The sequence below is a fragment of the Mycobacterium sp. NGS24 genome (assembly GCF_059813065.1).
Window position 1 is genome coordinate 171,802 of sequence record NZ_JCALDW010000002.1, and the last position, 26,480, is coordinate 198,281.

Annotated in this window: 20 protein-coding genes and 3 pseudogenes; 10 read left to right on the forward strand and 13 right to left on the reverse strand. The window is 67.2% G+C overall.

Annotated features, from left to right (window positions below; translation table 11 throughout):
- The first annotated feature begins 39 nt into the window (after positions 1 to 39).
- Positions 40 to 912, forward strand: coding sequence for a DMT family transporter (locus AC5Y6Y_RS03770; RefSeq protein ID WP_463825246.1), 873 nt, complete (start codon positions 40 to 42; stop codon positions 910 to 912).
- 56 nt (positions 913 to 968) lie between these two features.
- Here AC5Y6Y_RS03770 and uvrA read toward each other — a convergent pair whose 3' ends face one another.
- Entirely contained in the window at positions 969 to 3,878 is a 2,910-nt protein-coding gene (uvrA, locus tag AC5Y6Y_RS03775; RefSeq protein WP_463825245.1) for an excinuclease ABC subunit UvrA, read from the reverse strand.
- Positions 3,879 to 4,014: 136 nt separating this feature from the next.
- On the opposite strand from uvrA, the gene AC5Y6Y_RS03780 reads away from it, so the two are divergent.
- Positions 4,015 to 4,692, forward strand: coding sequence for an MBL fold metallo-hydrolase (locus AC5Y6Y_RS03780; RefSeq protein ID WP_499929405.1), 678 nt, complete (start codon positions 4,015 to 4,017; stop codon positions 4,690 to 4,692).
- 6 nt (positions 4,693 to 4,698) lie between these two features.
- Here AC5Y6Y_RS03780 and AC5Y6Y_RS03785 read toward each other — a convergent pair whose 3' ends face one another.
- A complete protein-coding gene (locus AC5Y6Y_RS03785; protein ID WP_463825243.1) occupies positions 4,699 to 5,139 on the reverse strand; it encodes a universal stress protein in 441 nt (146 codons plus the stop codon).
- A gap of 190 nt (positions 5,140 to 5,329) precedes the next feature.
- Between AC5Y6Y_RS03785 and AC5Y6Y_RS03790 the strand changes: the two genes are divergently transcribed.
- A complete protein-coding gene (locus AC5Y6Y_RS03790) occupies positions 5,330 to 6,901 on the forward strand; it encodes a mannosyltransferase (RefSeq protein WP_499929407.1) in 1,572 nt (523 codons plus the stop codon).
- On the opposite strand, the gene AC5Y6Y_RS03795 is transcribed toward AC5Y6Y_RS03790, so the two are convergent.
- From AC5Y6Y_RS03795 to AC5Y6Y_RS03805, 3 genes are read right to left on the reverse strand one after another with little or no spacing between them, the layout of a single operon-like run.
- Complete coding sequence (locus AC5Y6Y_RS03795; RefSeq protein WP_499929409.1) at positions 6,871 to 8,292, reverse strand: MFS transporter; 1,422 nt, start codon at positions 8,290 to 8,292, stop codon at positions 6,871 to 6,873. The genes AC5Y6Y_RS03790 and AC5Y6Y_RS03795 overlap by 31 nt on opposite strands.
- Positions 8,289 to 10,445 carry an excinuclease ABC subunit UvrB gene (uvrB, locus tag AC5Y6Y_RS03800; protein ID WP_463825239.1) on the reverse strand — a complete coding sequence of 719 codons (2,157 nt, stop codon included), beginning with the start codon at positions 10,443 to 10,445 and terminating at the stop codon, positions 8,289 to 8,291. The genes AC5Y6Y_RS03795 and uvrB overlap by 4 nt, the downstream gene beginning before the upstream one ends.
- A 48-nt stretch (positions 10,446 to 10,493) precedes the next feature.
- On the reverse strand, positions 10,494 to 12,515 hold the full coding sequence (locus tag AC5Y6Y_RS03805; protein WP_499919147.1) for a serine/threonine-protein kinase: 2,022 nt from the start codon (positions 12,513 to 12,515) through the stop codon (positions 10,494 to 10,496).
- A 267-nt stretch (positions 12,516 to 12,782) separates the two neighbouring features.
- Here AC5Y6Y_RS03805 and AC5Y6Y_RS03810 point away from each other — a divergent pair.
- From AC5Y6Y_RS03810 to AC5Y6Y_RS03820, 3 pseudogenes are all read left to right on the forward strand, one after another.
- Positions 12,783 to 13,571: pseudogene (locus tag AC5Y6Y_RS03810) on the forward strand (FHA domain-containing protein); the annotation flags it as partial.
- Positions 13,572 to 13,697: 126 nt separating this feature from the next.
- Positions 13,698 to 14,195, forward strand: a pseudogene (locus AC5Y6Y_RS03815) (ATP-binding cassette domain-containing protein); the annotation flags it as partial.
- A gap of 285 nt (positions 14,196 to 14,480) precedes the next feature.
- Positions 14,481 to 15,290, forward strand: a pseudogene (locus tag AC5Y6Y_RS03820) (ABC transporter permease); the annotation flags it as partial.
- On the opposite strand, the gene AC5Y6Y_RS03825 reads toward AC5Y6Y_RS03820, so the two are convergent.
- On the reverse strand, positions 15,280 to 15,750 hold the full coding sequence (locus AC5Y6Y_RS03825) for an Rv1443c family protein (RefSeq protein ID WP_499919146.1): 471 nt from the start codon (positions 15,748 to 15,750) through the stop codon (positions 15,280 to 15,282). The pseudogene AC5Y6Y_RS03820 and the gene AC5Y6Y_RS03825 sit on opposite strands and share 11 nt — an antisense overlap.
- Before the next feature lie 118 nt (positions 15,751 to 15,868).
- Here AC5Y6Y_RS03825 and AC5Y6Y_RS03830 point away from each other — a divergent pair, with 118 nt between their 5' ends.
- Together AC5Y6Y_RS03830 and AC5Y6Y_RS03835 are read left to right on the forward strand one after the other, a co-directional pair.
- Positions 15,869 to 16,534 (forward strand): TetR/AcrR family transcriptional regulator, encoded by a 666-nt coding sequence (locus tag AC5Y6Y_RS03830; RefSeq protein WP_499919145.1) that lies wholly within the window; start codon positions 15,869 to 15,871, stop codon positions 16,532 to 16,534.
- Between the two features lie 8 nt (positions 16,535 to 16,542).
- Entirely contained in the window at positions 16,543 to 17,049 is a 507-nt protein-coding gene (locus AC5Y6Y_RS03835; protein WP_499919144.1) for a ribonuclease FAU-1 family protein, read from the forward strand.
- Between the two features lie 26 nt (positions 17,050 to 17,075).
- Here the strand turns inward: AC5Y6Y_RS03835 and AC5Y6Y_RS03840 are convergent, their stop codons facing one another.
- From AC5Y6Y_RS03840 to AC5Y6Y_RS03850, 3 genes are all read right to left on the reverse strand, one after another.
- A complete protein-coding gene (locus AC5Y6Y_RS03840; protein ID WP_499919142.1) occupies positions 17,076 to 17,660 on the reverse strand; it encodes a hypothetical protein in 585 nt (194 codons plus the stop codon).
- Entirely contained in the window at positions 17,657 to 18,217 is a 561-nt protein-coding gene (locus tag AC5Y6Y_RS03845) for a hypothetical protein (RefSeq protein WP_499919141.1), read from the reverse strand. Before AC5Y6Y_RS03845 ends, AC5Y6Y_RS03840 begins: the two co-directional genes overlap by 4 nt.
- A gap of 88 nt (positions 18,218 to 18,305) precedes the next feature.
- On the reverse strand, positions 18,306 to 18,461 hold the full coding sequence (locus AC5Y6Y_RS03850) for a DUF6131 family protein (protein WP_463825233.1): 156 nt from the start codon (positions 18,459 to 18,461) through the stop codon (positions 18,306 to 18,308).
- 113 nt (positions 18,462 to 18,574) lie between these two features.
- Between AC5Y6Y_RS03850 and AC5Y6Y_RS03855 the strand changes: the two genes are divergently transcribed.
- Entirely contained in the window at positions 18,575 to 19,243 is a 669-nt protein-coding gene (locus AC5Y6Y_RS03855; RefSeq protein WP_499919140.1) for a LuxR C-terminal-related transcriptional regulator, read from the forward strand.
- A 3-nt stretch (positions 19,244 to 19,246) separates the two neighbouring features.
- Here the strand turns inward: AC5Y6Y_RS03855 and AC5Y6Y_RS03860 are convergent, their stop codons facing one another.
- From AC5Y6Y_RS03860 to AC5Y6Y_RS03875, 4 genes are all read right to left on the reverse strand, one after another.
- Positions 19,247 to 20,215, reverse strand: coding sequence for a DUF2889 domain-containing protein (locus AC5Y6Y_RS03860; protein ID WP_499919138.1), 969 nt, complete (start codon positions 20,213 to 20,215; stop codon positions 19,247 to 19,249).
- Between the two features lie 7 nt (positions 20,216 to 20,222).
- Positions 20,223 to 21,437: a dephospho-CoA kinase gene (gene coaE, locus AC5Y6Y_RS03865; RefSeq protein ID WP_499919137.1), complete on the reverse strand. Its 1,215-nt coding sequence runs from the start codon at positions 21,435 to 21,437 to the stop codon at positions 20,223 to 20,225.
- A gap of 12 nt (positions 21,438 to 21,449) precedes the next feature.
- A complete protein-coding gene (gene rpsA, locus AC5Y6Y_RS03870) occupies positions 21,450 to 22,895 on the reverse strand; it encodes a 30S ribosomal protein S1 (RefSeq protein WP_463825229.1) in 1,446 nt (481 codons plus the stop codon).
- A gap of 142 nt (positions 22,896 to 23,037) precedes the next feature.
- Entirely contained in the window at positions 23,038 to 23,994 is a 957-nt protein-coding gene (locus AC5Y6Y_RS03875; protein WP_499919136.1) for a lysophospholipid acyltransferase family protein, read from the reverse strand.
- A gap of 84 nt (positions 23,995 to 24,078) precedes the next feature.
- Here AC5Y6Y_RS03875 and AC5Y6Y_RS03880 point away from each other — a divergent pair, with 84 nt between their 5' ends.
- Complete coding sequence (locus tag AC5Y6Y_RS03880; protein WP_499929414.1) at positions 24,079 to 26,046, forward strand: serine/threonine-protein kinase; 1,968 nt, start codon at positions 24,079 to 24,081, stop codon at positions 26,044 to 26,046.
- Positions 26,047 to 26,480: the final 434 nt, after the last annotated feature.

Below are 26,480 nucleotides of genomic sequence, written 5' to 3' on the forward strand. Positions count from 1 at the left end.
TATTGACGTAAGGGGTATGTCCCGGACATGGATTGGCTGATGTCGCACGCTGCTGCGATCGGCTCGGCGCTGCTGGCGTCGTTGGTCGCGGCGGTGGGCATCGTGGTGCGACAAGCAGCCCTGCAACGACCCGGGGAGGATCACGCGAGCGCGGCGGCCGTGCTCCGCGACCGGTTGTGGTGGGCCGGGACAGCCGCCGCCGGTGCCGGTTACGCATTTCAGGCCATGGCACTGGCGCACGGCTCCCTGCTGCTGGTGCAGCCGCTGCTGGTGTCGTCGCTGCTGTTCGTGCTGCCGCTGAGCGCCCGGCGGTCCGGCGACCGGGTGACCGGGGCCGAGTGGGCGTGGGCGACACTGCTGACGGCCGCCCTGGCGGTCTTCGTGCTGGTAGGTCAACCGCGGGAAGGGCACTACCGGCCGCCGGTGCCGGCGTGGACGATGGCGCTCGCTGTCGCGGTACCGGCCGTCGTGGTCTGCGTGCTTGTGGCCCGCCGCACCACCGGCCGGACCCGTGCAGCGGCGCTGGGCGTTGCGGTGGCGGTCGGCCTCGGCATGATCGCGGTGTTGACCAAGACCTGCACCCATCGGTTCGGGGCGGGCGGCTGGCATGCCCTGCTCACCGTCCCGGCGCCGTATCTGCTTGTGGCGCTGGCGATCCTGGTGACCGTGTTGCAGCAGTGGGCCTTCAAGGCCGGCGCGCTCCAGGCCTCGGTACCGATCATGCTGGTCGGTGAACCCGTGGTCGCGGTGCTGCTCGGCGTGATCGTGCTGGGCGAAGTGCTGACCGTGCATGGCGTCGGCGTCGTCGCGCTGCCGGCCGCGGTGGCGGCGATGTTGGCGGCCACCGTCGCGCTGGGCCGCGGCGAGGGCGCTCAGACCGAGGAAGCGGCTCGGCAACCGCTGGTTCGGTGAGATCCGGCCCACTGTCGGTGCGTGCGGCAGCAGGCACCTGGCGGCGCTGGTGCCGCCTACGCGCTGACCTTGCGGCGCTTGGTGCTGCGCCGGCTGGCCACGGGCGCCGCGCCGAGTAACTCGGCGAGGAACTTGCCGGTATAGCTTTCCGGCACGGCTGCGATGTCCTCCGGAGTGCCTTGCGCGACAACGGTTCCGCCGCCGGCGCCACCTTCCGGGCCCATGTCGACGATCCAGTCCGAGGTCTTGATCACGTCCAGGTTGTGTTCGATGACGATCACCGTGTTGCCCTTGTCGACCAGGCCGCTGATCACGGTGAGCAGCTTGCGGATGTCGTCGAAGTGCAGGCCGGTGGTCGGCTCGTCGAGCACGTAGATGGTGCGCCCGGTGGAACGCTTCTGCAGTTCGGAGGCCAGTTTCACGCGCTGCGCCTCGCCACCGGACAGGGTGGGCGCGGGCTGACCGAGCCGCACGTAGCCCAGCCCGACGTCGACCAGGGTGCGCAGGTAGCGGTGGATGCCGGAGATCGGCTCGAAGAACTCCGCCGCCTCCTCGATCGACATGTCCAGCACCTCGGAGATGGTCTTGCCCTTGTAGTGCACCTCGAGGGTCTCCCGGTTGTAGCGGGCGCCCTGGCAGACCTCGCACGGCACGTACACGTCGGGCAGGAAGTTCATCTCGATCTTGATGGTGCCGTCACCCGTGCACGCCTCACACCGGCCGCCCTTGACGTTGAACGAGAACCGGCCCGGCTGATAGCCGCGCACCTTGGCCTCGGTGGTGGCGGCGAACAGGGTGCGGATCTTGTCGAACACTCCGGTGTAGGTGGCCGGGTTGGAGCGCGGGGTGCGCCCGATCGGCGACTGGTCGACCCGCACCAGTTTGTCCAGGTGATCCAGACCGGTGACCCGGGTGTGCCGGCCCGGCACCTGGCGGGCGCCGTTGAGCCGGTTGGCGAGCACCGCGGCCAGGATGTCGTTGACCAGTGTGGACTTGCCCGAGCCCGACACTCCCGTCACCGACGTCAGGACGCCCAGCGGGAACGAGACGTCGATGCCGCGCAGATTGTGCTCGCGGGCGCCGACGACGGTGAGGCGGCGCTTGGGGTCGACAGGCCGCCGCAGCGCGGGCATCTGGATGCTCTCCCGGCCGGACAGGTAGGCGCCGGTGATCGATCGTGTGTTGCGCAGCAACTCGTCATACGGCCCGCTGTGCACGATGTGCCCGCCGTGCTCGCCGGCGCCGGGGCCGATGTCGACGATCCAGTCGGCGTGTTCGATGGTGTCCTCGTCGTGCTCGACGACGATCAGGGTGTTGCCCAGATCCCGCAGCCGGGTGAGGGTTTCGATGAGCCGCCGGTTGTCTCGCTGGTGCAACCCGATGGACGGCTCGTCCAGCACATACAGCACACCCACCAGCCCGGAGCCGATCTGGGTGGCCAGCCGGATGCGTTGGGCCTCACCGCCGGACAGGGTGGCCGCCGCCCGCGACAGTGACAGGTATTCCAGCCCGACGTCGAGGAGGAAGCCCAGCCGCGACTGGATCTCCTTGAGCACCTGACCGGCGATCGCCTGTTCCCGGGTGCCCAGGGTGAGGGCGTTGAGGAAGTCCGAGCAGTCGGCGATGGACAGCTCGCACACCTCGGCGATGGACTTCGGGCCGAGATTTCCCGCCGTCAGGGACACTGCCAGGATCTCCGGCTTGAGCCGGGTGCCCTCACAGACCGGGCACGGGATGTCCCGCATGAAGCCCTCGTAGCGTTCCTTCATCTGTTCGGACTCGGTCTGGGCCATCTTGCGCTGCAGGAACGCCAGCACGCCCTCGAACTCCGCGTAGTAGGACCGGGTGCGGCCGTAGCGGTTGCGGTAGCGCACGTGCACCTGCTCATCGGCACCGTCCAGGATCGCCTTGCGCGCCTTGGCCGGCAGCTTGCGCCACGGGGTGTTGACGTCGAAGCCCAGCGCGTCACCCAGGCCCGCCATCATCCGGACGAAGTACTCCGCGGTGTGCCCGGTCGACCACGGCGCCACCGCGCCCTGCGCCAGGGTGAGTTCCGGGTCCGGCACCACGAGGTCGGGGTCGACCTCTTTGCGGATGCCCAGACCGACGCATTCCGGACAGGCGCCGTAGGGCGAGTTGAACGAGAACGAGCGGGGTTCGAGGTCGTCCACAGCCAGGGCGTGCGCGTTGGGGCAGGCGAGCTTCTCCGAAAACCGCTGCTCGCGCGGCCGGTCGTGCTCGTCGCGGTCGTCGGGGAATTCCAGTACGACGATTCCGTCGGCCAGGCCCAGCGCGGTCTCCACCGAGTCGGTCAGTCGCTGCTTGGCGGCGGCCTTGACGGTCAGCCGGTCCACCACGACCTCGATGTCGTGTTTTTCCTGCTTCTTCAGCTTGGGCGGCTCGGTCAGCGGGTGCACCACCCCGTCCACCCGCACGCGGCTGTAGCCCTGCGCGTTGAGCTTGTCGAACAGGTCCGCGAACTCGCCTTTGCGGGTGCGGACCACGGGGGCCAGCACCAGGAAGCGGATGCCCTCCTCCATGGCCAGCACCTGGTCGACGATCTGCTGCGGCGTCTGGCGTGCGATGCGCTCACCGCAGATCGGGCAATGCGGCGTGCCCGCGCGGGCGTACAGCAGTCGCAGGTAGTCGTACACCTCGGTGATGGTGCCGACGGTGGACCGCGGGTTGCGGTTCGTCGATTTCTGGTCGATGGACACCGCCGGCGACAAGCCCTCGATGAAGTCGACGTCCGGTTTGTCCATCTGACCCAGGAACTGGCGGGCATAGGCCGACAGCGACTCGACGTAGCGGCGCTGCCCTTCGGCGAAGATCGTGTCGAACGCCAGAGAGGACTTCCCCGACCCGGACAACCCGGTGAAGACGATCAGCGCGTCCCGGGGTAGGTCGAGGTCGACGCTGCGCAGGTTGTGCTCGCGCGCGCCCTTGACAATGAGGCGGTCGGCCACGCTGCCCCTTTCAAATTCTGTGCTGCCCGGCCATGACGGGATAACCATGGCGCAGGCCGTATTCCATGCTAGGTGTCGCCCCCGACAAGCCCCTGCCAGGTAACGCCCCTGCTTTCGCCAAGTAGCGTGACCGGGTATGACAGCCCCGAACGACGACTACACCGGACACGTGGAACCGGGCACCGCGGCCCGGCGCTCGCTGCCCGGCGCGACGATCCTGAAGGCCTCGGTAGGCCCTATGGACAACAACGCCTACCTGGTGACCTGTTCCGCAACCGGAGAAACATTGTTGATCGACGCCGCCAACGACGCCGACGTACTCATCGACCTGATCCGACGCTACGCGCCCACGGTGTCGCTGATCGTCACCAGCCACCAGCACTTCGACCACTGGCAGGCGCTGGAAGCGGTCGCCGAAGCCACCGGCGCCCCGACCGCCGCACACGAGATCGACGCCGAGCCGCTACCGATCAAGCCCGATCGTTTGCTGGCCAACGGCGACACCGTACAGATCGGCGAATTGACGTTCGATGTCATCCACTTGCGCGGGCACACACCGGGATCGGTGGCGCTGGCGCTCGGCGGGCCCGCGACGGGCGGGGTCACCCAGCTGTTCACCGGAGACTGCCTGTTCCCGGGCGGCGTCGGCAAGACCTGGCAGGAAGGCGACTTCGAGCGGTTGCTCGACGACGTCTCCACCCGGGTGTTCGACGTCTACGCCGATGACACCGTCATCTACCCCGGCCACGGCGACGACACGGTGCTGGGTGCCGAGCGCCCGCACCTGGCCGAATGTCGCGAACGCGGCTGGTAGCCAACGCTACGTGGTGTGCACGATCAGGACGTCGACCTTGGCCTTGCGGGAGACGTTGGCCGGCACCGACCCCAGCAACCGCCCCGCAATAGTGCTCAGGCCGACGTTGCCGACCACCAGCAGATCTGCCTTCTCCGACTCGGCGAGTTGCACGAGGGCGTCGACCGGGGCGCCCTCGATCGCGCGCTCGTCGACGTTCTTCGCGCCCGCGATGTGCGCCCGCTCCTTGGCGGTGTGCAGGATCTCGTAGATCGGGGCGGTACCGGTCACTTTGTAGCTCTCGCCCTTGAGCGCGTCGACCGCGCGCGCGTCGTCGTTCTGGGGCAGATAGGCCGAGGCGATGATCAGCTTGGCGTCCTCTCCGGCGATCCGGGCCGCCCTTTCTACCGCGCGCAGCGACGAATCCGAGCCGTCGGTCCCTACGACCACGGTTTGATAGGCGCTCATTTACCCTCCCAGGTGTCGGTTTCCGCCAACCCAAGACAGTATCGCGTTGCTGGACATAGTTGGGAGAGATTCGCGGCGTGGCAGCCCTCACGGTGGGGCCCCGGAAGCCGCGCCGGTCACTATCGGCAGATCCGCAACAGTCGGGCATGCGAGCCGGTGCGCGGCTGGGCACATAAAGTTGAACATCACCATGTCTGCGACCATCGTCGAGAATCCGCTGGCTGACGACGCCGAACCGGCGCCGTCCGTCCGCGTGCGGGGCGGGCGCCTCGACCCGTGGGCGATGGCTGCGGTCGCGGCCGCCATCAGCGCCGCCGGGGCCGCCCGGCCGTCACTGTGGTTCGACGAGGGGGCGACCATCTCGGCTGCGGCGAGTCGCACCCTGCCCGAGTTGTGGAAGTTGCTGGGCCACATCGACGCCGTCCACGGTCTGTACTACCTGTTGATGCACGGCTGGTTCACCCTCTTCCCGCCGACGGAGTTCTGGTCGCGACTGCCCAGCGCGCTGGCGGTGGGCGGCGCCGCCGCCGGCGTGGTGGTGTTCGCCAAAATGTTCTCCGGACGGACGACGGCGCTGTGTGCGGGCACCGTATTCGCCATCCTGCCGCGGGTGACCTGGGCCGGCATCGAGGCCCGGTCCTCAGCGCTGGTGGTGGCGGTGGCCGCCTGGCTGACCGTGCTGCTGGTCGCCGCGGTGCGACGCAAACGGGCGCGCCTGTGGGTCGGTTACGCACTGCTGCTGATGGTGGCGATCCTGTTCAGCATCAACACCGGGCTGATGGTGCTGGTCTACGCCGCGATGCTGCCGCTGATCGCGCCGCGCACGCAACGCAAGTGGCCCGCCCTCTGGCTGGCGGTGGCGTCAGTCGCCGCGCTCGGGGCGATGACGCCGTTCATCTTGTTCGCCCACAAGCAGATGTTTCAGATCGGCTGGATCGGTGGCCTGCACCGGAACCTGTTCCTGGACGTGGTGCACCGGCAGTACTTCGACTACAGCGTCCCGTTCGCCATCCTGGCCGGCACCCTGGTGCTGGTCGCAGGTGTCCTGCGGCTCCTCGGGAAGGCGCGGGCCGACACCGGCACCGGCCGGTTACTGCTGATCAGCGTGCTGTGGGTGGTGATTCCGACGGCCGCGGTGCTGATTTATTCGGCCGTGGGTGAGCCGGTCTACTTCCCGCGCTACCTGATCTTCACCGCGCCCGCCGCCGCTGTCGTTCTCGCGGTATGCATCGTGGCGATCGCCCGTAAGCCGTGGCAGGTGGTCGCCCTGGTGCTGGTGATGGCCGCCGCGGCCGTCCCGAATTATCTGTTCACCCAGCGCGGGCCGTACGCCAAAGAGGGCTGGGACTACAGCCAGGTCGCCGATGTCATCAGCACGCACGCGGCACCGGGCGACTGTCTGCTGGTCGACAACACCGTGCCGTGGCGCCCCGGACCGATCCGGGCGCTACTGGCCACCCGGCCGGCCGCCTACCGGTCGCTGATCGACGTCGAGCGCGGCGTGTACGGGCCCAAGGTCGGCTCGCTGTGGGACGGTCACGTCGCCGTCTGGCTGACCACCGCCAAGATCAACAAGTGCACCACCCTGTGGACGATCACCAATCACGACAGCTCGTTCCCCGATCATGAAGTGGGACAGTCGCTTTCACCGGGTAAGGCGTTCGGCCGGGCTCCGGTCTACCAGTTTCCGGGCTATCTGGGTTTCCGCATCGTCGAACGTTGGCAGTTCCACTACTCGCAGGTGGTCAAGTCGACCCGCTGACGTCGGTCGGGGCGGGTCGCCTGGTAGGAGGCGATGAAGCCCGCTGCGGCCAGCACGGTGAAAACCGCGTACAGCCAGCGGGCCTGCAACGCGTCACCGCCCGGGGCGGTATTGACGACGACGCCGGCCAGTCCGGCACCGAAAGCCCCGGCGATCAACTGCACGGTGTTGATCGCGGCCGCGGCCGCGCCGCTTTCGGCTGGGTCGTCGACGGAATCCATGGCGCGCACCGACAGATGCGGCCAGGCCATCCCGATGCCGGTGCCGGCGATCAGCAGCCCGAGCGCCCACCACCCCACCAGCCCGCGCGACGCATCGGCCCGCTGAGTGACGGCGCCGATCGCCAGTCCGGCGCCCATCAGCAGTGGCGCGACCAGCACGACCCGCCCGATGAGTCGGGGACTGCGCAGCGACGCGCTGACGATCTCACTCACCGTCCAGCCGACCGCCAACGAAGCACCCAGGAAGCCGGCCAGCACCGGACTCAGGTGCCCCAATCGCTGACCGAACAACGGCACGTAGGTGTCGATCAGCACCGCCATCATCAGCACGCCCATGGTCAGGTAGACCCACCGCAACGGCCCAGCGCCGAACACGCTGGGCGGCAGCACCGCTGCACGGCTACGCCGATCGACGGCCACGAACACCACGACCAGCAATATCCCGAGCGCCAGCAGGCCGGCGATTGCAACGCCGTCGCGCGGTAGCTGGGCGAGGATCACCGCCAGCGCGGCGGTCCCGATCACCAGCAGCGACCACACCGGCACCTCGAGCTTGGCGTTCTCGCCGTCGGTGCCGCTGCGGCCCGACAGCGCTACCGGCACCAGCGCGGCCATTAACGCCGTCAGTATCGCCATCGCTCCGAAGGCCCACCGCCACAACCCGAATTGCGCGAACAATCCGCCCATCGCCGGCCCGATGATCGTCGCCACCCCCCACATCGCCGACACCAGCGCAGAACCACGCGTCCACAGCGTGCGCGGCAGCGTGGCGTTGATCAGGGCGTAGCCCAGTCCCGCCAGCGTGCCACCGGCGACACCCTGCAGGGTGCGACCCGCGATCAGCACCTGCATGCTCGGGGCGGCGGCGCACACCACACTGGCCACCCCGAACACCGCCAGACCCGCCAGAAACGACAGCCGCGCACCGAAGCGCCGCAGTAACGCATTGACGGTGGTCGCAGCCACCACGGATCCGACCAGATACAACGTGACCACCCAGGCGTACAACCGGGCGCCGCCGATCTCGGCGATAGCGCTCGGCAGCAGGCTCACGGTCAGGAACTCGTTGGTGGCGTACATCGCGACGCCGCCCGCCAACACCGTGGAGGTGCCCAGGTGCCGGGTGAGCAGCTCGCGCCAGGTCCCCGTCCCGCTCGTCGGCTCGGTCACTTCAGGCCGGCGGCGTCCATCCCGCGCAGTTCTTTCTTGAGGTCGGCGATCTCGTCGCGGAACCGGGCAGCCAGCTCGAACTGCAGATCGCGCGCGGCTGCCATCATCTGCGCGGTGAGGTCCTTGATCAGGTCGGCGAGCTCGGCTCGCGGCATCGACGAGGTGTCCCGCCCCTCGAACACCCCTGCGCTGACCGCGCGGCCCGGCTCACCCGGCGCGCGTCGGCCCCGGGACGCGTTGCGACCGGAGCCGCCGATCCCGACGTCGGTGTCGTCGGCTTCGCGGTACACCTGGTCGAGGATGTCGGCGATCTTCTTGCGCAACGGTTGCGGGTCGATGCCGTGGGCCTCGTTGTAGGCGACCTGCTTGGCCCGGCGCCGTTCGGTCTCGTCGATGGCCTCTTTCATCGAGTCGGTGATCTTGTCGGCGTACATGTGCACTTCGCCGGACACGTTGCGGGCGGCACGCCCGATGGTCTGGATCAGGCTGCGGGTCGAGCGCAGGAAGCCCTCCTTGTCGGCGTCCAGGATCGCCACCAGCGACACTTCCGGCAGGTCCAGGCCCTCCCGCAACAGGTTGATACCGACCAGCACGTCGTACTCACCCAGCCGCAGTTGCCGCAGCAACTCGACGCGGCGCAGGGTGTCGACCTCGGAATGCAGATAGCGCACCCGGATGCCCATCTCCAGCAGGTAGTCGGTGAGGTCCTCGGCCATCTTCTTCGTCAGGGTCGTCACCAGCACCCGTTCGTCGGCGTCGGTGCGTTTGCGGATCTCTCCGATCAGGTCGTCGATCTGCCCCTTGGTGGGTTTGACCACAACCTTCGGGTCGACCAGCCCGGTCGGGCGGATCACCTGTTCGACGAACTCGCCACCGGTCTGGCTGAGTTCGTAGGGGCCCGGGGTGGCCGACAGGTAGACCGTCTGCCCGATCCGGTCGGCGAACTCCTCCCAGGTCAAGGGGCGGTTGTCGACCGCGGACGGCAGCCGGAAGCCGTACTCGACCAGGTTGCGCTTGCGGGACATGTCCCCTTCGTACATGCCGCCGATCTGCGGCACGGTGACGTGCGACTCGTCGATGACCAGCAGGAAATCCTCCGGGAAGTAATCCAGCAGGGTCGCCGGGGCGGAACCCGCGGGCCGGCCGTCGATGTGGCGCGAATAGTTCTCGATGCCCGAGCAGAATCCGACCTGACGCATCATCTCGATGTCGTAGTTGGTGCGCATCCGCAATCGTTGCGCCTCCAGCAGCTTGCCCTGGCCTTCCAGCTCGGACAGTCGCGCGGCCAACTCCTGTTCGATGGTGGAGATCGCGACCGCCATCCGCTCCGGACCCGCCACATAGTGGGTGGCCGGGAAGATGCGCAGCGAGTCGACCTGGCGCACCACATCCCCGGTCAGCGGATGCAGGTAGTACAGCGCCTCGATCTCGTCGCCGAAGAACTCGATGCGGACCGCCAGCTCCTCGTAGGACGGGATGATTTCGACGGTGTCACCCCGGACCCGGAAGGAGCCGCGGGTGAACGACAGGTCGTTGCGGGTGTACTGCACGTCGACCAGCAGGCGCAGCAACCCGTCCCGCGGCACCTCGTTGCCGACCTGCAGTTCCACCGAGCGGTCCAGGTAAGACTGCGGTGTGCCCAGGCCGTAGATGCAGGACACCGAGGCGACCACCACCACGTCCCGCCGGGACAGCAGCGACGACGTGGCGGAGTGCCGCAACCGCTCCACGTCGTCGTTGATGGAGCTGTCCTTCTCGATGTAGGTGTCGGTCTGCGCGATGTACGCCTCCGGCTGGTAGTAGTCGTAGTACGAGACGAAGTACTCGACGGCGTTGTGCGGCAACATCTCTCGCAGTTCGTTGGCCAGCTGGGCGGCCAGCGTCTTGTTCGGCGCCATCACCAGGGTGGGTCGCTGCAGCCGCTCGATCAGCCACGCGGTGGTGGCCGATTTGCCGGTGCCGGTGGCGCCGAGCAGCACCACGTCGTGCTCCCCCGCTCTGATCCGGCGTTCCAGCTCCTCGATGGCCGCCGGCTGGTCACCCGCCGGCTGGTGCGGGCTGACCACTTCGAAGCGGGCACCGGTACGGACGACCTCGTCGACGGCGCGGTATTCCGAGTGGGCGACTACTGGGTGTTCGGTGGCGAAAGCCATGGCCGCCAGGGTAGTCGGAGACTCCGACAAGTCGTCCGGCTCGCGAGGTCAGCTGTGCCGGGCCCAGATCCGGGTCACCGGGTTGCATTCGATCAGATAGCCGTCATTGGAGGCCGACATCGCGAACACCGGAATGTCCGGCCGGTCGCATGAGCTGCCGGCGGCATGGACACCGGTGGTGATGGGCGCCTTGCTCCAACTCCCGCCCTCGCATACCACCTGTTCGTTGCTGGTCTGGTCGTAGCCCAGCCTGTCGACGTCGGCGCACGCCCCGCCCAGTACCGGCGGCGACGGCCGGCCTGCCCGGGTCGGAGCGCTGAGCACCTGCGCGGGATCGGCCCACGTCAAACCCGCAGGCACGGCACCGTCCCGGGTGGCCACCACGGGTACCCGCAGCACCGCGCCCTGGGCGCCGCACTCGTTGGTCAGGACGGTCTCCGTCTCCACGCCGCGCAGCGTCCCGTCCGATTGCGGCGCCAACGACCACGCGACGGTCTCCTGCTGGGTGCCGGCCACGCCGTTCTGCTGCCGGCACGCGACCTGCTCCTGCTGGGGTGCGCCCTGCCAGTAGCCGGCGACGAAACGCAGCACATCGGTCTGCGCGGCGTCGGCGGTGCCGGCCACCTCGTGATTGGTCTTGTCCAGTTGGATGCCGGTGGCCGCGCAACCGTTGGCCGTACACGTCGAATGAAAAGCCCACCAGTCGGTGGTCGCGCCGTCGTGGCGGATACCGAGGCCGTTGGACGTTTTCTTGGAGCGGTTGTAGTCCAGCCGGTAGGTGCCGTCCAGGACGCGAGCGCCCGCGGCGGTCACCGGGGCGGGTGCCGCGTCGGGCACGCCGGGCCGGGCCGCCAGCGCCGGGATGGGCGGCGGGGAGCTGTCGGGCTGGAACGAGTACAGCAGGGACCAGGTTGCGGCCACCGCGATCAGCACCGCACCCACCAGCGCGGCCGCGACCCGGGTTCTGGCCGACAATCTGCGCGCGGCTGCTCTGATCGCACCGGACTTCTCGGGGACGGCAGGCGGATCGGTCTCGACGTCGAGGGCTGGCCCGGCGAGCTGGGAGCCAAACGCCGCGGCGAATGTCCGGCACCGCTCGAACCGCGCGTCGGGGTCTTTGGCCAGTGCCCGGACGAACACCTCGTCCAGGTGCGGCAGGTCCGGACGGTAGTCGCTGAGGCGTGGCGGCTCGTCGTGCAGGTGCTGACTGATCACCGCAACCGCATTGGGGTGCCGGTACGGAGGCACACCGGTCAGCAGGTGAAAAGCGGTGGCGGCCAGGGCATATTGGTCCGCCCGTCCGTCGATTTTGGCACCCGTCAGCTGTTCGGGCGCCGCATAGGCGACGGTGCCGACCGCGACGTTGGTCTGGGTGATGCCACTGATGTCACCGAGGTGACGGGCAACACCGAAGTCCGCCAACAGGATTCGCCGTTCGCCATGCTCGGGATGGGTGAGCAGGATGTTGGCCGGTTTGACGTCACGATGCAACAGTCCGCGATCGTGCGCATAGTCCAACGCGCCCGCGACGGCGCTGAGGATTTCACACACTTCATCGGCCGGCATCCCGTCAGGATGGGTCTCTCTCACCAGCCGGGACGCATCGGTGCCGTCGACGTAGTCCATCGAAATCCACAGCCGGCCACGGAATTCGCCGCGATCGTGCACACCGACGATGTGCGGATGCCACAGGGTCGCGGCCAGATCCGCCTCGCGGTTGAACCGCTCGCGAAACTCGCTGTCCGCCGTAATCGCTTCAGCGAGAACTTTAATCACGTCACGGCGCGGCAAGCGCGGATGCAGAGCCAGGTACACCTCAGCCATTCCGCCGGCGCCCAGCCGACGCAGAATCGTGTACCCGGCGAACGAGGCGCCGCGGGACAACTCGTGTGGTGAATTGCTTTCGTCCGCAACGAGATCCGCCCCGACCGGCGGCGGCACCTCACGACGGAAATGGGCGACGGTCGTCGACGGCAGAGACTGCAACCCCGCACGGAATCCCGCCAGGTGCGGATTTCGCAACAGATGCCGGCCGGGAAGCCGCCGGGTGGGGCCATCTCGCTCGGCCATCTGTACATTTCCTCCTTTCCGGCACGAACCATCACCGTTCCCCTCCCGTCAGATGATGCCCGAATTAGCCAGCCACCGGGCCGCTGCGGGCTGTGTAACAGCTATGAGTGCACTAAAATCAACACATAGCTTCTGCACAGCTGCGTCACACAGAGCACACTCAGGAACCGTGCCAATACTGTTGTGGTGACTCGATCCGCCCCGCCTGCGCCCGCGCTGACCATCCGGCATGACAGTGCTCAGCTCTCGTTCGCCCCCGGGTATGAGGTGATCATCGGCAGAGACCTGCACGCCGACCTGCGCATTCCGGACCCCCGCATCTCCCGCGCACACCTGATCCTGCGGTTCGACCAGGGCCGCTGGGTGGCCATCGACAACGGCTCGCTGAACGGGACCTACGTCAACGGCTACCGGATGCCTGTTGTCGACATTCACGACGGGCAGAGCATCCATGTCGGCAACCCGGCCGGACCGCGGCTGACCTTCGAGATCGGGCAGCGGCATGGGCCGGCCACCCGAGGGCCCATCGCGAAACCGCGGTCGATACCCGACGGCGGGCCGCCCACCCTGGCATGGACGGCGACGCCGCCGACCCGGCCGCCCACCGGTCCCCCACGCCCGCCGGCCCCCCGGGGACGGGTGCATCAGGTGCCCGCCCCGCGTGGTCCGAGGCGTCCCGAGCGCCGGCCGCTGCCGCCGGAGCCGGTCACCTCGGTCACCATCAAGCCGGCGCCGGCGGAGAACACCGTCGTCGACGTGAAATCGGCCGACGTCGCCAGCCTGGCGACCCGGATGGTGAAAATTCTCGCGCCGCGGGCCGGCGGCCCCTCGGCAGCGCCGAAGACGACGGGCGCGTTGTCGATCGGTCGCGCCAACGACAACGACATCGTCGTCTCCGACGTGCTGGCCTCCCGTCAGCACGCGACCCTGCGACAGACTCCGCTGGGCACCGAAATCCAGGATCGCAGCATCAACGGGACGTTCGTCAACGGCACCCGGGTGGGTTCGGCGATCCTGTCCGAGGGTGACGTGGTCACGATCGGCAACGTCGACCTGGTATTCGGCGACGACACCCTCGTGCCGCAGACCGAAACTGCCCGTCGCACCCGCGGTTTGGAAGTACGCAAGGTCAACTACACCGTCGACAGCGGCAAGCAACTGCTGGACGGCATCTCCCTGACCGCCCGGCCCGGCACCCTGACCGCGGTGATCGGCGGGTCGGGTGCCGGCAAGAGCACCCTGGCCCGGCTGATCGCGGGCTACGCGCGGCCGACGACCGGATCAGTCAGTTTCGAAGGCCACGACATCCACGCCGAGTACGCGTCGTTGCGCAGCAGGATCGGCATCGTTCCGCAAGACGACGTGGTGCACCGCCAGCTGACCATCAACCAGGCACTCGGTTACGCCGCGGAACTGCGCCTGCCACCCGATACCAGCAAAGCCGACCGCGCCCGCGTGGTCACGCAGGTGCTCAAGGAGCTGGACCTGACCAAGCACGCCGACACCCGGGTGGACAAGCTGTCCGGCGGGCAGCGCAAACGGGCCTCGGTGGCACTCGAACTGCTCACCGGGCCCTCGCTGCTGATCCTCGACGAGCCGACCTCCGGCCTGGACCCGGCCCTCGACCATCAGGTCATGACGATGCTGCGCCAACTGGCCGATGCCGGCCGCGTGGTGATCGTGGTGACGCACATGTTGTCCTACCTCGATCTCTGCGACCAGTTGCTGCTGGTGGCGCCGGGCGGCAAGACGGCCTACTGCGGCCCGCCGGACCAGATCGGCGATGCGATGGGTACCACCAACTGGGCCAAGATCTTCAGCCAGGTGGGTGCGGATCCGGACGAGGCGAACCGGCGCTTCCTGGCGCAGCACGAGGCGAGGAACCTGCGCACACCGCCGGTCGGGGACGCCGAGCCCGCCGACCTCGGCGCGCCGGTGCACACCAGCGTGCGACGCCAGATTTCCACGGTGGCACGGCGGCAGGTCCGGTTGGTGGTCGCCGATCGCGCCTACTTCGTGTTCCTGGCGGTGTTGCCGTTCATCCTGGGCGCATTGTCGCTGACCGTTCCCGGCTCCAATGGATTCCGGGCGGTCTTCGAGCACGCCGGCACGCCGGACGAGGCCGCGCAGATCCTGAACCTGCTGCTGCTGTCCGCGGCGTTCATGGGCACCGCGCTGACCATCCGCGATCTGGTCGGCGAACGGCCGATCTTTCAGCGCGAGCAGGCCGTGGGTTTGTCGACATCGGCCTATCTGGCCGCCAAGACTGCGGTGTTCTGCGTCTTCGCGGTGCTGCAGGCCGCGATCGCCACCACCATCGTGATGGTCGGGAAGAGCGCGCCGTCCCGGGGCGGGTTGGTGTTCGGCCACGGAAACGTCGCCGCCACCGTGGAGTTGTTCCTGACGGTGGCCGGCACCTGCGTGGCATCGGCGATCCTGGGCCTGGCCATCTCGGCCCTGGTGCGTTCCAACGAGCAGATCATGCCGTTGTTCGTGGTGTCGATCATGGCGCAGCTGGTGTTGTGCGGCGGGATGGTCCCGGTGACCAATCGGCTTGTGCTGGAACAGGTTTCCACCGTGGTGCCGGCCCGCTGGGGGTACGCCGCCGCCGCTTCCACGGTGGACGTGCGCAACCTGGTGCCCGGTTCGCTGGTGCCGGGCGACCGGTTCTGGCAGCACACGTCGAAGATCTGGCTGCTGGACATGGGCATGCTGGCCGCGCTGTCGGTGTGCTACGGCGGTTTCGTGCGGTGGAAGATCCGGCTCAAGCGGTAGCCGGACGCTGCGCAGCTATCTGCCGGCGGACGAGTCTGCGCCACCGGCGCTGCCGGTAGCGGTAGATCCCCACCGCCACCGTTGCCACCAGGGCGGTCGCCGCGCCGGCATCGATGTCGACGGTGTCGCTGTACCGGCAGGAGTGCCCGTCGACGGGTTCGGCGTGCAGCGTGTGGTTCCAAACCTTGAGCAGCCCGCCGTGCTCACGGGTCCGGATGGTGTGAGTGGCCTCGTCCACCTCGACGACCTCGATGGTGTGCCGATAGGCCGGTATCAGGTGAAACGCCATCAGCCAGCCGGTGCCACGCTCGTCGAGATGCAACGCCTCGGTCCGCCCGGCCAGTGCGGGAAAGCCGAACAGGCCTTTGCAGACGTAGAGGAAAGTCGCCGGCGACAACATCGCCGGCCACACCCGGTCGGCATCGGCGGCCAAAAGTGTTTCGATATGGACGGTGCGCACAATCAACTCCTTTTCGCCGAGCAGACGCAAAAGCCCCTGTTTTCGTGCCGAAATGGGGGCTTTTGCGTCTGCTCGGCAGCTTGTTAGGGTAACCTAATTCTGCTGGTCACGGCACCGGATGGCTACTCGCTTTAACCAGGAGATCACGATCGCCCCCACCGACCGGTTCCGGCAGCGCAAGCAGCCCAAACAGGAACGCGCCGCCCAGACCCGGCAGCGGGTCCTGGACGCGGCGGCTCACATTTTCGCCGAGCACGGCTACGCGGCGGGGACCACCAACCGCATCGCCGAACGCGCCGGAGTGTCGATCGGCTCGCTCTACCAGTACTTCCCGAACAAGGACGCCATCCTGCGTGCCCTGATGGACGCTCACGTCGACGCCGGTGCGCGGCTGTTCAGCGAACGGTTGTCCGACGGGCTGCCGGCCCGGCTCGATGACACGCTGCGGCTCTTCGTCCGCGCGGCCATCGACAACCACCGTGACGATCCCCGTCTGCACCGGGTGTTGTTCGAACAGGCGCCGCGGGCGCCGGCGTTCCTGGACCGGCTGCACGACATGGAGCGGCTCAGCGTCGAGGCGGTCACCTGGGTGCTCGAACAGCATCCCGAGGTGCGCAACACCGGCAGACTGCGCGCGCAGGTTGTCGTGGCGACCATCGATTCGCTGGTGCACCGGCTGGTCACTTCGCCGGATCCCGTCGACTTCCAGGCTGTCGAGGACGAGATCGTCGCACTGCTCGCCGGATATCTCTGTCCTGATGTCCACGCCGGCGTCGATCGGTAGGTGGTCATATGCACCCACCCAAACGGGAGACGTTCGATCTGACCGCCCGCACCAACACCGACCCCAAAGGGATTGTTCGCGCCGTCGACGAATACCGGGTGCGACCCTGGGGGTTGTACCTGGCCCGGCCCACGCCCGGCCGGGCGCAGTTCCACTACCTGGAGTCGTGGTTGTTGCCGTCGTTCGGGTTGCGCGCCAGCGTGTTTCATTTCAATGCCGGTCACGAACGGGATCACGACTATTACCTCGACGTGGGTGAGTACACGCCCGGACCGACGGTGTGGCGTTCGGAAGACCACTATCTGGACATCGAGGTCTTCACCGGGCAGCGTGCCAAACTCGCCGATGTCGACGAGCTGTTCGAGGCGGTGCTAGAAGGCCTGCTGCCCGCGGCGGTCGCGGAGTCCGCCGTACGGCGCGCAATCACCGCGATCAAAGGCCTGGCCGCCAATGGCTATGACCTGACGCGCTGGCTCTCCGCCGCCGGTGTGGAACTCACCTGGCGGCGGAGATAGTCAAAGCCGTTGCGTTACCGCATAACTCAGACTGCCAGCAGTCGCTCGAAGAACTCGCGGTAGTGCATCAGGGCCAACCGAAGGTCTTCGGTCGAGGCCTCCTGGCCGCGGGCCCACTGTTCTTCCAGCCGCGAGCGGGCCTGGGCGAATCCTGACGTCAGCTGATCGACCAGGTCCGAGACCAGCACGTCGGCCTTCTGCACGCAGTCTTTCGGATCGTCGACGAACGCCGCCTGTACGGCCGCCCAGCGTCCGCGCAGTTCGGTGAGATCGTCATCGGCGAACAGCGTTTCCGCCGTGGCGGATTCGTGAGACACGTGCGACTCACCGGCCGCCGGCGCGTCGACCGGAGGTTGCCACTGTTCCTGGCTGGGCGCCGCCGGCGCATCCCGATATTGCTCTTGGCCGTACTGCTCTTGCCCGGCAACCGGCGCCGGCGTGTCCCGGAATTGCTCCTGGCCTGCATCCGGCGCCGGCGCGCTGGACAGCACAGACGGTTCACCGGCTTGCGTCGGTGCCGTGTGCTCAGTGACGGGCCTGGTTGCCGCAGTGGGGGTTTGGCCCTCGTCATAGCTATTGGGGACCCGTGCTTGCTGCTCGTGGGTGGTCATGCGCTTGCCTCCTTTGGCGTGGTTTCGAGCAACTTCTCGAACAGTGCGCGGTAGTGCACGAACGCTTCCCGTTGTTGCTCGGTATCGACGTCGCCGCGTTGCTGAGCCAGGTGAATGCTGTGCGCAGCGCGGTAATTCTCGACGATCTGCGGATGGTCGACGGAGATGTCGGCCGCTCGCTGATCGAAATCGTCGACGGGATAACCCCGTTCCCGCATCACGTCGGTGACCAGCCGATCAGCAACGCCGACCGCGGCGGCCGGGTTGTCGACGAAGCCGGTCTGCACCTGATGCCAGCGGTTGCTGAAATCCGATAGTGCAGAAGGGGATAACGCGACGATGTCGAGTTTCTTACGATTGTTTTCCCGGGTGGTGAGTTCGTGCTCGGCCGCCTTCGCGTCCCCGGTCTCGGTGACCAGACGCTCGTACTCACTGCCGTAGTGCTGCTTGAGCCGCTGAGATTTTCTGCGACCGCTCGCCAGACTTGCTGTGACGATGATCGCGGCGATCACCAGAATGACGAGGGCCGCAATCAAAATCTGTTGCCAGAGAGCCATTTTCTGCTCCTCTCGTACTCATGTCGAATAACCGCCGCGGCACCAACGCAAACGTCAGTTTGTGAGCTGCCGCACAACGGGGCAGGGCTCAGTAGTAGTGCCGGCGGCCTCCGACTGCGCGGCCCATCCCACCCAGGACGGCCAGAATGGCGCCGATGACGAGCAGCACAATGCCGATGGTCCACAGGATGGAAATCTTGAAGACGAATCCGACAATCAATAGGACGAGACCGAGAATGATCACGATGAGCCCTCCTTCGGGCGATGGTCCAGCGAACGGTCGATGTTCCCGATGTTGCTCAGTCGAACACCCTTTAGGGGGGTAGCAATACACCCCTAGGGAGGTAATGTGCCGGTATGCCGCCCGCTTCTCGCGCGCCGATCACGGTCGCGCTGGTCGACGACTACGACGTCGTCGTCAAGGGTGTCGCCAACATGCTGGACCCGTATCGCGACCGGATTGTGATCGCGGAACTCGACTCCACCATGCCCGTCTCGGACGCGGTGGACATCGTCCTCTATGACTCATTCGCCCAGCCAGAATCCGACCACGACGAAATCGCGGTCCTGGTCGCCAATCCACAGGCACGTCGAGTTGTGGTGTACACCTGGAACTTTCATCCCGACCTGGTGGAGAGCGCCCGCCGGCACGGGGCCCACGGCTACCTCTCCAAGACCCTGCCGGCGCGCGAGCTGGTGGCCGCGTTGGAGGCCGTGCACTCCGGTGAACTCGTCATCAGCGATGTGGCGGCCCGGGCGCGTAGCGCACCAGGACTGGACTGGCCGGGCCGCGGCGAGGGGCTCAGCGACCGGGAGGCGGAAATCCTGGCCCTGATCACGCAGGGCAAGAGCAACGCCGACGTCGCGCGGCTGACCTACCTCAGTCCCAACACGGTCAAGTCCTACATCCGCACGATCTATCGCAAGATCGGCGTCGCCAGCCGCACCCAAGCCGTGCTGTGGGGTGTCGATCACGGCTTCACGCCCGACCATCACCGCATCGAGCACTGGCGCGGCGGACCGTAAGGGTTACCGGCTCAGCAGAGCGTTCAGATCGGCGATCGCCCGCAAGGTGTCGTTGAGATGGGTGCACGTGCTGGTGCCCACGAATTCACCGCGGACCCGGTCGCGCAGTTCGTCAATCGTCATTCCGCGGATACGGGCTGCACTGGCGATGGCGCCCGGACATTCCTGCCAGGGCAGCACCCGTACCTCGGCACTGACCGTCGTGACGGTCCGCGTCGGTTCGTCGATCGTGCCGGCCACCGTGTACTCGTGCACAATCGTCTCGACCAGTTCGTCGTCCATGTGGGAGTCCCGGAAGTGGGCATCGAACTGCCACGAATCGGCACCCGACGGCCAGAGGTCGAGCCGACGGAACCTGCGCATGCCGCCCGCCCGCAACGGCTCGACCTCGTGCAGTCCGTCCAGCGCCGGGGCCAGCGGCCCGCGGCCGGTCGGAATGACATCGTGCTGCCGGGTATAGCCGATCAACGACGCGTCCGGCGCGAATCCGGCACAGATGCCGGCCATCCGGTCGGCCACCCCCGGCGGCATGTGCTGCTCGACCCCTAGGACGATCGCCGCATGCTGGGTCGCGTATCCCGACACCAGCGCCGCGCCCACCCAGTCGTCGAGCAGCAGATGAAGCAGACTGGCCCGTTGCACCTCGTCGGGGAACAGCCTGGCGATGACCGACCGGAAACCCCGTCCGACCCGGCATCCGTGCAGCTCAGGGAGCTGTCCGACGAACGGTGTGGAGGAGATCCGGTCGATGACGCCGTCGACGAGATGTGCATCGATGCGGATTTCTCCCAGCACGTCGACGGCGCCGTCCCCGGCCGCGGTCGCGTCGCGCGCCCGAAGGTCGACCGCCGCGCCGCCGCCGTCGGCCGGATGGGTGTCGATGGTGCTGGTTCGGCGCCGACCGCCCGCCCGTAGCACTGACCGGCCGGCTACCGGCCGCCGCGGTCCGAGGATGTCGGTGACGAACGGCATGGCCGGGCTAGGGCTTCCAGCCAGTGCTGTCGGCCCACTCCCAGGCCCGCCGGTAGGCGTCGCGGAACCAGGGTTCCTTGGCGGTGACGTAACGGATCGTGTCGCCGCCACCGGTGGCGTCCGCTTCGCGCTTGACCGCCAGATAATCCTCGCGCACAGCGGCGTTGGCCTTCAGCCAGTCGACGAACAGCAGCGCGAACTGCTGATTGGGCCGGCCCGTCACCCTGATGTGCACGTTGGTCGGCCGACCAGGATCGGCCGATGCGTGGATTCGCTTGTGCCACAAGGCCGGATCGTCGCTGTGGTCAAAACCCGGGACGGTGCTGCGGGCGTCGGCCTTGGCGGCGTCCTGAGTGATGTGCTCCAGGCGCGGGTACCCCGCGGCCAGCAACGGTTCGGCGAGTTCGTCTGCGACGTCCAGTGATTCGACGGTGATCTGAATATCGATAACGTTTTTGGCGTCCAGGTCTGGAACGGCCGTCGAGCCGATGTGGTCGACGCGCAGGGCCCGGTGCCCGCAGTTGGTCTTCAGCCGGTTGACGATGCGCCGGCCCTGTTCCGGCCAGGTCGGGTCCGCCGGGACCAGCCGTGCCGCGGCCCGCGCCGGCTGACGCTCGGTCAGGTTGTGCGCGAACGGCAGGATCCGGTGCTGCCACACGTCTCGGGCCTGCGCCACCAAGTCGTCGGGACCGCCCGAGTTGTCGAGCCAGACATCGGCGACCTCGCGGCGCTGCTCGTCGGTGGCCTGCGCGTTGATCCGGGCGCGGGCGTCCTCCTCGCTCATGCCGCGCTGTTCGACCAGCCGTCGCAGCCGCAGTTCTTCGTCCGCGTGCACGATGACGACCAGCGGGAACAGTGGGGCCATCCCCGATTCGACCAGCAGCGGAATGTCTTCCACCACAACGGCATCCTTGGACACCGACTCGATGATCTCGGCGCGGCGCTTGCCCACCAACGGGTGCACGATGCCGTTGAGCTTCTTGCGCTCCTCGTCGTTGGCAAAAGCCTTCGCCGCCAACGCCGGCCGGTCCAGTGCGCCGTCGGGCAACAGGATGTCCTCGCCGAATGCTTCGACCAGCGACGCCAAACCTTCGGTGCCCGGTTCGACGACCTCGCGGGCGATGACATCACCGTCGACGATGATGCCACCGCACTGCGAGAACGTCTTGGACAGAGCTGATTTCCCGGCGCCGATGCCGCCCGTCAGCCCGATGCGCAGCATCCTCGCGCCGGATTAAGCGCTGCCGGCTAGCTTTTCGCGCAGCGCCGCCAGCTGCGCGTCGCTGGCCAGCGATCCGCCGGCGGCTTTCTCCGAGGAGCTGCTGCTCGACGACGACTGACCACCGCTGCCGTGGTCGGCAGCCTCCGCCGCGGCGAACTTCTCCATCTGGGTGGTGTGCATCTTGTGCCGACGCTCGGCCTCGGCGTACCGGGCCTCCCATTCGTTGCGCTGGGCGTCGAAACCTTCGATCCACTCGTTGGTCTCGGCGTCGAAGCCCTCGGGGAAGATGTAGTTGCCCTGGTCGTCGTAGCTGTCGGCCATGCCGTACTTGGCCGGGTCGAACTCGTCGGTGTAGTCCTCGTTGGCCTGCTTGAGCGACAACGAGATCCGGCGACGCTCCAGGTCAATGTCGATGACCTTGACCATCGCGTCGTCGCCGACGGCGACCACCTGGTCGGGCACCTCGACGTGACGCTCGGCCAGCTCCGAGATGTGCACCAGACCTTCGATGCCCTCTTCGACACGGACGAACGCACCGAACGGCACCAACTTGGTGACCTTGCCCGGCACGATCTGGCCGATGGCGTGGGTGCGGGCGAAGTGCCGCCACGGGTCTTCCTGAGTTGCCTTCAGCGACAACGAAACCCGCTCGCGGTCCATGTCGACGTCGAGCACCTCGACGGTGACCTCGTCGCCCACCGTGACCACCTCGGACGGGTGGTCGATGTGCTTCCAGGACAGCTCGGAGACGTGCACCAGACCGTCCACCCCACCCAGGTCGACGAAGGCGCCGAAGTTGACGATGGAGGAGACCACACCCTTGCGGATGGTGCCCTTCTGCAGCTGGTTGAGGAATTCGCTGCGCACCTCGGACTGGGTCTGCTCCAGCCAGGCGCGGCGGGACAGCACCACGTTGTTGCGGTTCTTGTCCAGCTCGATGATCTTGGCTTCGATCTCCTTGCCGATGTACGGCTGCAGGTCGCGCACCCGGCGCATCTCGACCAGCGAGGCGGGCAGGAAGCCGCGCAGCCCGATGTCCAGGATCAGGCCGCCCTTGACGACCTCGATGACGGTGCCCTTGACGGCCTCGTCCTTCTCCTTGAGCTCTTCGATGGTGCCCCAGGCGCGCTCGTACTGTGCGCGCTTCTTGGACAGGATGAGGCGGCCTTCTTTGTCCTCTTTGGTGAGAACCAGGGCTTCGACCTCATCGCCGACGGAAACGACCTCGTTGGGGTCGACGTCGTGCTTGATCGAGAGTTCGCGGGCGGGGATGACCCCTTCGGTCTTGTAGCCGATGTCGAGGAGCACCTCGTCCCGGTCCACTTTGACGATGGTGCCTTCGACGATGTCGCCATCGTTGAAGTACTTGATCGTTTTGTCTATTGCGGCGAGAAAGTCCTCGCTGGTGCCAATGTCGTTGACGGCTACTTGCGGCGAGGTGACGGTGGGACTCGGCATATTGTTGGGTTGCTCCGGACAGGGTTCATCGTAGGGACTTGGGACTTGAGTTATTGGTGTGACCCGCGATCGAGCACACGGATACCCGTCGAGGCTACTCGACTGGCTGCACGCTGGCCAAACCGGGCCAGGGTAGGTACCGCTAGCGCTGACGGCCGATCGAGTCCGACACCAATCCGCCGGGCATCAACCACTGGTCCGGCTCGCGTCTGATGAATTCGGCCAGCGCATCGGCCACTTGCTGCGAGGTCGCCTGCACCGCATCCCTCATGTTCTGGTCGCTGCCGTCCAACGGGACTTCGGCGGCGATCGGTTGTCCGAAGACCGGTTCGCGCTGGTGACGGCGCTGAAAGACGGCGCCGGGGACGATCAGCGCACCCGTGCGCAGCGCCAGCAGCGCCGGTCCCGGACCAACCGACCGTTTGATACCGGCGAGGTCGACCTCGATGCCGTTGGTGCCGCCGCCTTCGCGGGCCCGGAAATAGTCGCCTGCGATCGCGACGATGCGCCCACGGCGCAGGGCGTCGGCCATGGCCGCGGTGATACTGGTCCCGCCGGTGCGGTCGACGACGATGAGTTCCAGCCCGGCCTTCTGCGCACCACGCGAAATGACCCACTGCATGAGGGCACGCTGCCGGTTGGCGACCACGGTGGTCGGCAGGTTATTCAGGGCGAGCACGATCGGCAGCGCCGCGTAGGAGCCGAGGTGCGGGAAGGCCACGATGACGCCGACTCCGGCCGGGCGGCCGGCCTCGAGGGCGGCGTGGATCGGCGACGGGTCGGCGATGTGAAACCGCCGCAGCGCCACCTTGTGCGGTGCGGCCAGGAACCAGATGGCGTCGTTCGCGTTGCGGACGATTGCCCGGTACATCGCCTGCACCGGCCGCCACTTGCGCGACGAGAACTGTGCGGTCGGGTCCACGTTGTCGCGGAAGTCCTGCAGCACGTTCATGTGTTGGGCGCGCCCGCGCCAGTACACCAGCCGGGCCAGCACCGCCAGGAACGCATCCGCCACCGGGGCGGGCAACATTCCGAACAGCTTGGAGAAGACCATCACCGGGTAACGCACGAGCGGCTTGCGCTCAGCGAGTTCCGACATTCGGCTAGTTTAGGTACGCGCAGCGTGCATAGGGGCTCACGGTGGCCCGTTGCCCGGCGCGCGTGTGCAACCACGCGCAGGCCGATGCAGCGGCGGAAGGGCTGGGGTGTGGACGAAGTATTCGGCCGCTACCGGCTGCGCGGGCTGCTCGGCGCGGGCGGCATGGGACAGGTATACCGCGCCTTTGATACCGAGCTGCACCGTCAGGTAGCGATCAAGGTGCTGCCACAGCAGGCCAGCACCGACCCCACCTTCGAACAACGGTTCCGCCGTGAAGCCCGCATTGCCGCCGGGCTCGGCGAACCGCATGTGGTGCCCATCTACGACTCGGGCCAGATCGAGGGCCAGCTATTCATCGCGATGCAATTGATCGACGGCACTGACGTGGCCACCCTGCTGGCCCGTCAAGGACGGTTGTCTCCGGAACGGGCGGTCAGCATTGTCGAGCAGGCCGCCGCCGGCCTCGATGCGGCCCACGATGCCGGGTTGGTGCACCGCGACGTCAAACCCGCCAATTTGCTGCTCACCGCGAAGAATTTTACCTATCTCATCGACTTCGGCATCGCGCGCGGCCCAGGCGAAACCCAGTTCACCCAACCCGGCGCTGTGGTCGGCACCCTGCCCTACATGGCCCCGGAACGCTTCACCACCGGCACCGTCGACCACCGCGCTGACATCTACGCCCTGGCCTGCGTGTTGCATGAATGCCTGACCGGAGCTAAGCCGTTTCCCGACATCAGTCTCGAGCAACAGATGTTCGCCCATGTCCAGGCGCCACGCCCGCAACCCAGCAATGCCGCACCGGACATTCCGGCGGCGTTCGATGCGGTCATCGGTACTGGAATGGCCATCGACCCCGAACAACGTTTCTCGACCGCCGGGGCACTGGCAGCGGCCGCCCGCGCGGCACTCACCCCACCAGCAACGGCCGCACCGCGCACCGCCTCCGTGGCCGCGTCCACGCGTCCCTGGGACTCCCCCGCCACCGTCGACCCGGAAACTCACCGTTCCCCCACCGCCGGCGCGCACTTGCCAACATCCAGGACCTCGCGGCGGCCATTGATCATCGCGCTCACCATCACAGTGGCGCTCGGTCTGGGCGCGATCGCCTGGTTCACGTGGAATGCCAGTGGACGCGACACTCGCCCGACCGCCACCGCTGCCAAACCATCGACGGTTACTCCCACCATCCCGGTCGGCAGGAACCCGAACAAAGTCGCGGTGGACCCATCGACGCAGAGCGCCTACGCCACCAACTACGGCGACGGGACCGTGTCGGTGATCGATACCACGAATAACACGGTCAAGACCACCGTCCACGTCGGCAAACACCCGAGCGGCGTCGCCGTCGACCCCACCACGCACACCGCCTACATCACTGACGGCGAGGACGACACGGTGCTGGTGCTCAACACCACCACCAACACTGTCGTCAGGACGATCCCGGTCGGCAGACAACCGACCGGTATTGCGCTGGACCCCTCGACCCACATCGTGTACACCGCGAACAGCGCGAGCGAAACCGTCTCGGTGATCGACACCACCACCGACACCGTCACCGCTACCATCCCCGTCAGCAACCACCCGACCGGTGTTGCAGTCGACCCCACCACTCATTTCGCCTACGTCGCGAACTACTTTTCGGTCGTCATGTCGGTGATAAACACCACCACCAACACGGTCGCCACCACCATCCGCGGCACCAACTTCGCATACGACGTCGCGGTCGACCCCACCACCGACATCGTCTACGTGGCCAACGGCAACGACGGCAACGTCTTAGTCATCAGCAGCACCACCAACACCGTCACCGCCACCATCGCTGTCGGGAAGGTCCCGAAAGGTGTCGCGGTAGACCCCGCCACCCACACCGCCTACGCCACCAACTTCAGTGATGACACCGTGTCGGTGGTCGACACCAGCAACAACACCGTCAAGACCACCGTCCACGTCGGCAAAGGCCCGAGCGGCGTCGCCGTCGACCCCACCACGCACACCGCCTACATCACCAACAGCGGCGACAACACCATGTCGGTGATCACTCGGCGGTAGCACGCGGGGTCGCACACTCGGAACGTCGAGTTGTTGGGCGCGATCGGCACGAAATTCCTTGACACCCCCACATTCGGCCAGGGTCGTGGGCCGTTCAGCAGGGGTGAGAGATACCTGAGGGATCTACGTTCTGAACAACCACTCCGGCCGGTACCTGCTCGCCGTAATGCATGCAGTGCGGAACGCCGTTCATGAGGACTTGTCAGCCGTTGGTGTTGCTGCCGCTGGGATACTGCTGGGTTGGCAGGCCAGGCGCACCCGGCGCACCCGGCGCAGGCAAGCCGGGCGACCCGGGGTCGCCCCCATCGTCGGGGTCGGCGCCGGCGCACGGGGCCCAAATCAGCAGTGCGGCGACCGCCAACAACAAGGCCTTGGGATGGGGCGATGATTTGGCACGCGGTACACCTCGCTCTCTGGACAGTCACAACGGATGC